Source organism: Clostridium frigoris (genome assembly GCF_018861865.1).
GTDB lineage: Bacteria > Bacillota > Clostridia > Clostridiales > Clostridiaceae > Clostridium_AD > Clostridium_AD frigoris.
In genome coordinates, this window is sequence record NZ_JAHLDV010000036.1 from 23,711 (window position 1) to 34,533 (window position 10,823).

Here is a 10,823-nt window from a genome sequence, read left to right on the forward strand (position 1 = left end):
CCGTGTTATTATTAGTCCATAAACAAAGAAGCAAAATTAACTATTAACCTTCATTAGATTAAGTAAAAAAATCGCTAATAAAAAGGGGATAGTCCAATGTACAAAATTAAATCTTCAGAGTTTTTAGAGGGTAGCAAAAGTTTATAAATAAGAGGTCTTTAAGATATGTGATAAGACAAAGTAAAATAACTTAAATTAAAATAAATTGCTACACTCTACTTAATTTAAAATTAAATATACGAATATATTAAAAGGGAATTCATTTATTGAATTCCCTTTTTGTTCTTAAAAAATATTATTTAGACCAGCTGCAACTGTATTCCCAGTCATTTGGTGTACTGGAAAACATGCATCTAACCTTTGAGGCCCAAGGTTTGACGTTCCATATTTTCTACAACGATATCATAAATTTCTCCCAAAGAAGTACAATACTCAAACACCTTCCATGGTGTATTAGTGTGAAAATGGATTTTAATCAATTCATCGTCACCAACAGCAAGCAAACAATCACCTTCAATATTCTTTGTAATATATTCGTTTATTGTATCTTCAGAAAGATTATGTCCTTCGATTAATAATTGGGTATCAAATTTGTATTCAATCATAATACACTCTCCTTTTTTCTTTCTAATCTATAAATTATTATATCATATTTTTCTTTTGATCTTGTGTTTATCAATATTTATTATTAATTAAAAATAAGTCCTTACAAATACAAATTACCGCATTATTATTAGTTCATAAACAAAGAAGCATAATTAACTATTAACCTTCATTAGATAAAGTAAAATAAATTGCCTGAGGAAGTATTCTTAATGTTAGTAGCTAAGCTTTCTCTGTGCATACTCTTATATAAACTGTAGTACCCACACCTATAATGGACTCTATATTTACACCATATTCTTCGCCATAATATAATTTTATCCGTTTATCAACGTTCTTTATTCCTACTCCGCCAAGCTTAATATCTTTAGTAGATTTTTCACTTTTTAATATACTTAAATCAAAACCATTCCCGTTATCCCTTATTGTAAATATAATGTCTTTGCCCTCTTTTTTTACATTTATAAGTATAATTCCTTTTCTATCCACTTGCCTGATTCCATGGTAAATCGCATTTTCTACAATAGGTTGGATAATAATTTTTAGAATTTTTTCCTTACTTATGTTATCATCATAATTAATTTCACAACTCAACTTATCGCCATATCTCTGCTGCTGAATATATAGATATTGCTTTATATGTTCTATTTCATTAAATACAGTTGTTATCTCATTCCCTCCATTTAGTGATAATCTAAAGAATTGAGCTAACGCTTTTGTAAGTGATACGACTTTTGGAGTATCTTTAAACTCTGCCATCCAAGCAATTGTATCTAATGTATTGTACAAGAAATGAGGGTTTATTTGGCTATGCAACGCATTTAACTCTGAGGTTCTCAAATATTTTTCCTTTTGAATTATTTCTTCTAAAAGTGTTTTTATTCTTTTTATCATATTATTAAAATGAGTAGCTAAACTTAGTACCTCATAACAACCTTTTTCATCTAACACCACTGGAGTAAAATCATCTTCAATATTTCTCATAGCCTCTTCTAATTTTGCTATTGGCCTAGTTATCCGTCCTGCAAAATAACTTCCACTATAAGCAATTATAGATAGGAACACAATGCTTATAACAACTACAGTTTCCATTAAATTTTTTCTCATCACTTGTAGTTCATTTAAGCTTGACACTCCAAATAAAGTCCAATCAGTGTTTTTAATTTTATAACTCTGAATTACCATTTTCTTTTTTTTATCGTACCCCATTTGCATTTTACTCTGTTTTATTAAATTATCTTGAAGTTTCGGACTTACAAAATAATTTTTATCTTTATGATAAACCACTTCATTTATATCATTTAATATAAAAACATAATCTTTATCCCCTAAATTTAAGTCATTTAAAAAGTTATCAACAATTTTATACCTAACATCTATTAATAGCACCCCTAGATTATTACCTTTTATATCTCTTATTTCCTGACTAATTGAAATAACCCAATTATCTTTATCCATTGAAAAATTTTGCATCCTAGCCTTTGTCAAAATGGGCATGTTATTACTATGAATAGCATTCACATACCATTGCTCCATCATCATATCACTAGACATAGACATATTTAATTTTTTTTCATTAGATATAAGCCTCCCATCTTTACCTACAATAATAATAGATTTTATAGATGAATCACTTTCGATTGTATTATTTAATAAAAAATTTAAATTTCGCGTGGGCTCTACACTTTCTTTTCCTGTTAAATATTTTATAGTTTCATTATTCTTAATCAAAATATTAGATATTACCTTTAGTTTGTCCACGTAAAGTTCCACATAACTTCCACTTTTCTCTACACCTATTTTTGTATCCTCTAAATCTTTATTGAGTTCTATATAAAAAAAACTATTGTACAGAATAAATCCCATTAGAATAATAGCTATTAAACTTGCTATAAAATAAAAGCTTGTAATTTGAAATGTTATTTTATTATAAATCTTAGGTTTTGTCATAAATTTATCCTCTTACTTTCTCTTTATATTAATTAGGAGATAACCCGTATTTCTTTTTAAAAGCAGTACTGAAATAGTTGGGATCTTCAAATCCCACAACCTGTGCTATTTCATCATTTTTCATATCTGAACTAAGTAATATTTTTTTCGCCCTTTCCATCCTTTCATTAAATACAAATTCCTGAAAAGAAACACCCATTAGTTTTTTAAAAAGGTTACTAAAATATCCAAAGCTAAGACCCATTTTATCTGCTATTAAAGTTAAAGATAACTGAGGATTAGAAATATTATCTTCAATCTCCTTTTGTATTTTTGTCTTGTATCCATTATCATCCTCTAAATTAGGCTTATTTTTAAGCCCACTAACAATAGATCTTATCTCCTGAATATATTTTTCTTCACTTATCTTACTAATTAATTTAGCAAGAACCTCGCCTATATCTTTTTTAGATGCAGGTTTTAAGATATAATCATCTACCCCCAGTTTTAAAGCTGTTTGAGCATACTCAAAATAATCATAACCCGTAACAATACCTATTTTTACATCGGGTTTTATAGATTTACAAGCTGCAGCAAATTCCAAACCATTTATTTTAGGCATATTAATATCTGCTAGAATTAAATCAGGTAATTCTTGTTTAAAAATTTCTAAAGCAGCTTTCCCATCACCAGCTTCTAATACCTTATATATATTTAGTTCTTTAAAGTTAACAAAAGATAGAATCCCTTTTCTGATAATATACTCATCCTCAACTATTAATAACTTATACATAATCTCTACACATCCTACTATTTTAATTATTCATCTTAATTTTAATAACTATACTCTATTTATTATCGTATGCTTTCAAAAAGTTCTTAACTATAAATAAAAGGTTGACCTAAATCAACCCTTTAAAAATCTATTTAATTAAGTTAAGAAGATATCCATAACCTGCACCTTCCATTTTATCCATTGGAATAAATTTTATAGAAGCACTATTTATACAATATCTCTTTCCACCCTTATCTTTTGGCCCATCATCAAATACATGACCTAAATGTATATTTCCACTTCTACTCCTAACCTCAGTTCTAACCATATTATAACTTTTATCCTCTTTAAGTGTAATCACCTCAGGTGTTATAGGTTTAGTAAAACTAGGCCATCCACATCCTGAGTCATACTTATCAATCGACGAGAATAGTGGTTCACCTGTTACTACATCTACATATAACCCAGCTGCAACGTTACTTGAATACTCATTGGCAAATGCTTTTTCAGTATTATTCTCAACTGCCAAGCTATATTGAACATCTGTCAATTTCGATTTTAACTCCTCATTACTAGGTCTAGGGTATTTTTTAACATCTATAGTTACTTCATTATCACTAAGCTTTGAGAAATCTATATGACAATACCCATTTGGGTTTTTCTCCAAGTAATCTTGATGATATTCTTCTGCTAAAAAGAAGTTCTTTAAAGGTAAATTTTCAGTGTAAATCTTAGATGTATATTTCTCTTGCTGCTTTTTAATCACTTTATCAATTACTATCTTATCCTTCTCGTTCTTATAGTATATACCTGACCGATATTGGCTACCAGCATCATTTCCTTGTCTATTTTGAGAAGTTGGGTCTATTACCTTAAAAAAATCAGTTAAAAGAGTCTCTAAACTAACCCTACCTGGATCATATCGTACATGCACTGTCTCCGCAAAATTTGTTTTTCCGGAGCTCACCTCTTCATAAGTTGGATTATCTTTATTACCATTAGCATAACCTGAAGTCACATCATATACACCATATATTCTAGCCATATATGCTTCAACTCCCCAAAAGCATCCACCTGCAAGCCATACTTCTTTTAATTTCGATTTATCGTACTTTATATTAGTATTAGGATTTGTCGGAATCTTTGATGTTTTAGTTGCTACATTAGATCCATTATTACCTTTAGTTTTTACTTTTGATAAAATAGGCAGTAAAAACACAGCCACTACTATAAAAACTATCCCTATAATTATTCCTAAAAAATTAGTTTTCATAAAATTACCACCTCTCACAATCTATTGTATAACACGCTACGTCGATTTATTTTACATTCTTAAATTCAGCCTTAATCTCTTCATTACTCTTGTGACCTACTAATGTTTTAACTAACGTTCCATCGCTTCCTATAACTACTGAAGTTGGATACCCTCGAATTTCATACTTATTAGCTATGGTTCCATTCTCATCTAAAAGTACAGTTATATTCTTATAATCTAAACCACTAAACCATTTTTTAAAATCCTCTGAATTCTTCTCTCCCCTAAAACCTGGAGATACTATAGTAATTACTACAAAATCTTTATCAGGTAGGGACAATGTATTAATTTCATCTAAGCCTGAGAGGCATATAGGACACCAAGATGCCCAATACTTTAAATACACTTTTTTGCCAGCATAATCAGATAACTTATGATTTACACCTTTAAGATCTTTTAATTCAAAATCAGCTGCTCTTAAGCCCTGATTCGTTACTTTTGCTTCACTATTTGTTTTATTTTCAACATTAGCTTTATTACTTTTAGCGCATCCAGCTAAACTTAAAGTTATTAAACTAGCTACCAATAATGTACCTATTATTTTTATATTTATCATTATATTTCCCCTCCTATTTTATTCAAACAATTTTGTAATCAAATTTAAGCTATTATTCATAAGCAATATACCCATTAAAATTATGATTATTCCACCAACAATTTTTATCTTTTCTAAATGTTTATTTAACTTTTTAACATGCCTAAGTAGCACATCTGAGAAAATTGCAATTACTAGAAAAGGAATCATTAAACCTAATGAGTAAATTATCATAAGCCATACTCCATATAATGCCTGACCTCCTGTTGCTGAAATTCCAAGTACCGCTGCAAGTATAGGTCCTATACATGGAGTCCAACCAAAACTAAATGAAAATCCTAAAAGGAATATTCCAAGTATTCCATTATCACTCTTTAAAATTAATCTTCTTTCTCTATCTAAACCTTTTAAATGAACTAATCCAGTTTGATGAATACCTAAAATAATAACTACAACACCACAAAATGTTATAAACAGTTTACTATTGATTAAAGTTCCAAGAGAACCTGCACCAAATCCTAATATTATAAAACTTGTAGATATTCCGAAAACAAAAACTAATGTCTTTGCTATAACTATCAGATTTATACTTAGCCTACCTAATTTTTTTATATATTTATCTTTATTCTTATTATTTTGATTTCCTGCAAAAATTGAAATATAAACTGGAAGTAAAGGTACTAAGCACGGTGAAAAGAAAGAAAAGATTCCAGCTACAAAAACCGTACTCATGAATATTTGATTAGTTAACATTCCACCACCACCTTTATTTTTATTATGTTTATAATACTATTATAATAATATATATAAGGTTAATACATAGAATATGATAATGTAATTATTTGATTATTCTATATTGGTGAGAGTTATCCACCGATGCATATCCATAACTTTAATTTTCATTTCTTATAATAGCTTGTCAATAATTTTCTTTCCCATAATATCCATAAAAGAATTATGTAATTTGTTTCTTCTTAGTAACAAAAAAATTTATTAGCACTATAAATTACTCCGTCCTTACAATTTATTACCCTCTCTTGTAATCATCTTAAACCCTTAAGATATCTACATTAGAATCTAAATCTATATATATATTACAAAAAAACAATAATACCTTATATATATAAGCATAAATTTTTCTATATAAGTGAAAATTAAAATTAAAAAACTCTAATAGGCTGCCTCCCCCCCATGATAAATTTGTAATGCAATAAGCAAATCACTTATAAACCCTTATATATCAATGAGCTAAGCTAATTACACATCTCATATTTAGTTACAAGATTACTATAATTTGAAATTTCTCGTAATAATTTAAGATTTTTTTTGCAAAACTACGGCGAAAGGTCATATATCTTTACTGAAAGTGTAATGCATTCATTATTCCTGTTATTTTTCAGGGATTTATCCTAGAGATAATGCTTATTGATGTAAGCCGCACAAAAGTAAGAAGGTATAAGTAGTTAACTACTTTTAATAAAATATTGCTTAGAAATAAGCCGTACAAAAGTAATTAGGGGGTTTAAAAATTTATGAAAAATAAAATTACAGAAAGTACTATAAACAAAATACAGGATCATTTAAAAGATTACATAATGGAACATAGCAGTAAGAATAAAAATAGAAAATTTACCTGTTTTAATAAAAATGCACATAGCCATAAAGATCAGGATCCAAGTGCAGCGATAGTTCCAGGAAGCAGCGGAAGGTACTGGAACTGCTTTGGTTGTGGAGCTAAAGGTGATATTTTAAGTGAATCCTCGTATAACGAGGGTATAGATGGATTCCAAAATGGGAATTATGTTGCTTCTTTAAGGTCCGCCAATATAGTAATTCTACCTGATAATGATGAAAGTGGTAAAGCTTATGCAAATGATGTTCTACGTGTTATAAAAAACGAGGTCAAATCTATAAAAATAATAAACCTTCCAGGCTTAAAACTTAAAGAAGATATTGTAGATTGGGTGGGAAATGGAGGCACTCTTGAAGAATTAATAACTTTGGTTAATACAGCAGATGAAACAGTAGAAAGTGAAGTAGTGCAGAACAAACCTATAGGGAATATTTATGAAAATGAGTTTTGTTACTATAAATATTATAAAAAGCAGATAATTAATATTTCTAATTTTATTATTAATCCTAAATATTATATTGAAAATGAAGGTGACACTCAAATTGTAGGTAATATTATTACAGAAGAAGGAATTATAGGCGAGAGGACATTTAAGACCTCCGATTTTGATGATGTATTATCTTTTAGAAGAGCACTAAACAGCTTTAAGACTTTTTATATAGGAAGAGTTGAGGACCTTCAATATATAAGATTTATTATTTCAAGTAAAACTAGTGATACAAGAAAGGGCGTTTGTTTCAGTGGTTTTCATAAACTTAATAATCAGTGGTGCTTCGTAACTGAGCATGGTGCTTTGAATTCTGAGGGGAAGCCCACGCTAGATATAGCTATGCAAAATCAATATGCAGAGCTTAATACTAACATTCTAAAGAACGATGTTATAACAAAAGAAGAGCTCTTAGAAGTTGCACCATATTTATTTAAATTTAGTATACTTAAAAATACTGCAGCCATATTAGGTTATGTATGTGGTTTGTTTCTCAAAGAAAAGCTTAAACACAATAAAATTCAATATAACCATCTTTTAATAGAAGGTGAAAGTAGTAGTGGCAAAAGTAGTGCTGTAAAATATATTATTACGCCTATATTGTGCATGGAAGATGGAATATTAAATGCAGCACAATGTACAGACTTTGCCTTAAACAAAACCGCCAGCAGTAGTAATTTTATACCTCTTATTTTAGAAGAGTACAAGCCTCACATAATAGGTAAAAATAAAGTGGATTTAATATCTGGGGTTATGAGAAATTCCTATGATAACTACAAAGGAATAAAAGGGGTAGCCACCTTAGATAAAAATAGAACTTTTATTCCAAGAGCTTCAGTGATTTTATCCGGAGAAGCAGGTATTGAGGAAACGGCTAATGTAGGAAGGAGCCTTCGAGTTATATTTGCAACTTCCTATTTTGATGAAGAAACCAAAGAAAGTCTAGAAAAATTAAAGGAAAATTCTATTTTACTTAATAAACTTGGAGCGAGTCTTTTGAAGGAGGCCTTAAAAATGGAAGAGGATAAAATCAAAGAAATCCATAGTGCAATTTTTGAAAAAGCCATTAGTAATAATATTAAAAATGACAGAGTTAAAAACTCCATAGCTAACTGTATGATTGGGATAGCTTTACTTAAGAGGGTATTTAATAATTTAGATTTGAACATGCAAGAGTGCACAGGTTTTACCATGAAAGAAATTATTTCCTCAATAGAAACAGGGGCTTATGAGGACTTGTTAGATGGAGGAACATCGAATAAAACAGTTATAGAACAAAATTTCGAAACTATGAATCGTATGGCAGCTAATAATGAGCTTTATAGAAATATCGACTATGATGCAGTGCTAGATTTAGACGGAGATTTCGTGCTTCGCCTTAATTATACATGCTTTTACGATAGATTTGTAAAGTACTGTAGAGAGCATAATGTGACTCATGAGGTGTTGCCACTGAGTAGTTTCAAAAAACAATTAAGTAATATGCAATATTGTAAATCCTACAATAAGCCTGTGAATTTTTCAGTGAGACAAGAAAATCCAAAGAATAAAAAGACTTTTAGGTGTGCAGTTGTTTATATTAATAAGCTTCGCGAGAAGAATGTTGATGTTGATTTTATAGCAGATGATAATATGATAGATTAGTTAGATTAATAAGCTATATAATTAAATTAGAAAACAATTTTACAATATTGTGTTTAGGTTTTGTATTAACTAAAATAAAATATGTGAATTGAGGTGGATGTTTTGGAAAAGTGGGAATATACAAGTATTAAATTTGAATCAAAAGGGTTTATGGGCGGAGTACTAGATACAAGTCATTTTGATAATGAACTTAATAACTTTGGAGAACAAGGTTGGGAATTAGTGTCGTGTTTCTCAACTACTCAAGATGGTGGAAAATGTAGAGAAATTGTCGCAGTTTTTAAAAGAAGGAAATAAGTATGCTCTCAATACATTAATGTTTATTTCGAAATGTTCATAAGGGAATGTTCCCCTTATGAACATTCCGTATTTATATACTTAATTTTCTGGTTTGTTGTTGGTATCATTCAAAACCAGAATAATTCTTTTATTTTTTCATCAGCTTGCATGTTAGCTTGCATGGTGGCCTGCATGGTAACTTGCGGGGTGCTTGCGGGGTTGCTTGCGTGCTAACTTGCGAGGTCAGCAGAATAATCGTCTTAAGAATATCTCCTTCACTGTAAAAATTATCACTCAAATGCTTTGAAACAATGGTATGTGATAATACAAAGAATAATAACTTAAATTAAAACAAATTACTATACTCTACTTAGTTTAAAAGAATTGAATATACGAATATACTAAATGGGAATTCATTTGATTTCCATTTAACTTGTTAAAAACTAGAAAGATAGCTTATGCCTGATTCACACTGGAACAATAAGCATTTTATCCACAATATCATGATAAAAAATTTACTTGTCCACAATTACTATCACCAAATTACTAGGCGATGAACCAAATTCAAAATCAATATTCTTATCTTTAGCTACCTTCTTTTAACCTAGCTACTGGTATTTAATAAAGTCCATCTACTAAAGCTAGTCCCTTACTTCCATAATACACTTTTTATAAACTCCTAACCTCATCATCCTTATTAGCACAAAGAATAATACCTATACTTGGATTTTCATTTTCTTATTGCGCTCTTGATCTAACACTTACAAGTAATTTGTGTCACCACAGGTGTCATAAATTTATTGTCTTTTTATATTTCGATCTATTATATAATATCGATCTAATATATAATTTATATATATTAGTTAGTATCCTCATCACATTGCTTATTTTTATTTAGAACATATTCAACTTGCTTTATTAACTGCTCTTTATCTGGTATGTACTTTACATAGGTCGATACAAATATATTTGTACTTAATCCTCCAAGAGCATACTCAGCTACAATTTCATCTTTACTTGTGCAAAGTAATATACCTATAGGTGGATTATCCCCTTCATCGCTTACTTCAGCCGCATAATAATTAACATACATATTCATTTGCCCAAAATGCTCTGGCATTAAGTTTGTCATTTTTAAATCTATTAATACATATGCTTTTAATATTTTATTATAAAAAACTAAATCTACATAATAATGTTTATTTCCAAGTGTTATTTTTTGCTGCGATCCTACAAACATAAATCCTCTACCTAGCTCAAGTAAAAAATTTTCAATTTGTACTATAAGGGCTTTTTCCAAATCTTTTTCTAAAATAGGCTTGTCTTCAGGAAGTCCTAAAAACTCAAAAACATAAGGATCTTTTAGCATATCCTTAGGATTATTAAAGGTTATACCTATCTTTGAAAGTTCTAAAACCTTTTCTTTATTACCATCACCGTTTGAAAGTAATAATCGTTCAAAAAGTGAAGTTGAAATTTGTCTTTTAAGCTCTCTAACAGACCAATTTGAATTCCCTATGTGTTAAGATAGTTGTCGTAGAGAGAAATATAGTATATTATACAGTATAGGCTTTACGAAAGGGGAAAGATATCATGGTGAGTAAAATTGGGTATTCTGAAGAA

The 10,823-nt window shown here is 29.3% G+C and carries 9 protein-coding genes; 2 read left to right on the forward strand and 7 right to left on the reverse strand.

Annotation, left to right across the window (positions count from 1 at the left end):
• Positions 1 to 353 precede the first annotated feature (353 nt).
• The 6 genes from KPL37_RS13820 to KPL37_RS13845 all read right to left on the reverse strand — a co-directional run bounded on the left by KPL37_RS13820 (position 354) and on the right by KPL37_RS13845 (position 5,910).
• Entirely contained in the window at positions 354 to 605 is a 252-nt protein-coding gene (locus KPL37_RS13820) for a kinase to dihydroxyacetone kinase (RefSeq protein ID WP_216150288.1), read from the reverse strand.
• A gap of 220 nt (positions 606 to 825) precedes the next feature.
• On the reverse strand, positions 826 to 2,553 hold the full coding sequence (locus KPL37_RS13825; protein WP_216150291.1) for a cache domain-containing sensor histidine kinase: 1,728 nt from the start codon (positions 2,551 to 2,553) through the stop codon (positions 826 to 828).
• Between the two features lie 28 nt (positions 2,554 to 2,581).
• Positions 2,582 to 3,325: a response regulator transcription factor gene (locus tag KPL37_RS13830; RefSeq protein WP_216150292.1), complete on the reverse strand. Its 744-nt coding sequence runs from the start codon at positions 3,323 to 3,325 to the stop codon at positions 2,582 to 2,584.
• 130 nt (positions 3,326 to 3,455) lie between these two features.
• Positions 3,456 to 4,580 carry a peptide-methionine (S)-S-oxide reductase MsrA gene (gene msrA / locus KPL37_RS13835; protein WP_216150293.1) on the reverse strand — a complete coding sequence of 375 codons (1,125 nt, stop codon included), beginning with the start codon at positions 4,578 to 4,580 and terminating at the stop codon, positions 3,456 to 3,458.
• Positions 4,581 to 4,626: 46 nt separating this feature from the next.
• Positions 4,627 to 5,178 carry a redoxin family protein gene (locus tag KPL37_RS13840; protein WP_216150294.1) on the reverse strand — a complete coding sequence of 184 codons (552 nt, stop codon included), beginning with the start codon at positions 5,176 to 5,178 and terminating at the stop codon, positions 4,627 to 4,629.
• Positions 5,179 to 5,196: 18 nt separating this feature from the next.
• Entirely contained in the window at positions 5,197 to 5,910 is a 714-nt protein-coding gene (locus KPL37_RS13845) for a cytochrome c biogenesis CcdA family protein (RefSeq protein WP_216150295.1), read from the reverse strand.
• A gap of 779 nt (positions 5,911 to 6,689) precedes the next feature.
• Here KPL37_RS13845 and KPL37_RS13850 point away from each other — a divergent pair.
• Positions 6,690 to 8,921 carry a hypothetical protein gene (locus KPL37_RS13850; protein ID WP_216150296.1) on the forward strand — a complete coding sequence of 744 codons (2,232 nt, stop codon included), beginning with the start codon at positions 6,690 to 6,692 and terminating at the stop codon, positions 8,919 to 8,921.
• 102 nt (positions 8,922 to 9,023) lie between these two features.
• Positions 9,024 to 9,218 (forward strand): DUF4177 domain-containing protein, encoded by a 195-nt coding sequence (locus KPL37_RS13855; protein WP_216150297.1) that lies wholly within the window; start codon positions 9,024 to 9,026, stop codon positions 9,216 to 9,218.
• Between the two features lie 841 nt (positions 9,219 to 10,059).
• Here the strand turns inward: KPL37_RS13855 and KPL37_RS13860 are convergent.
• On the reverse strand, positions 10,060 to 10,569 hold the full coding sequence (locus KPL37_RS13860; protein ID WP_343216275.1) for a PDDEXK nuclease domain-containing protein: 510 nt from the start codon (positions 10,567 to 10,569) through the stop codon (positions 10,060 to 10,062).
• Positions 10,570 to 10,823 lie beyond the last annotated feature (254 nt).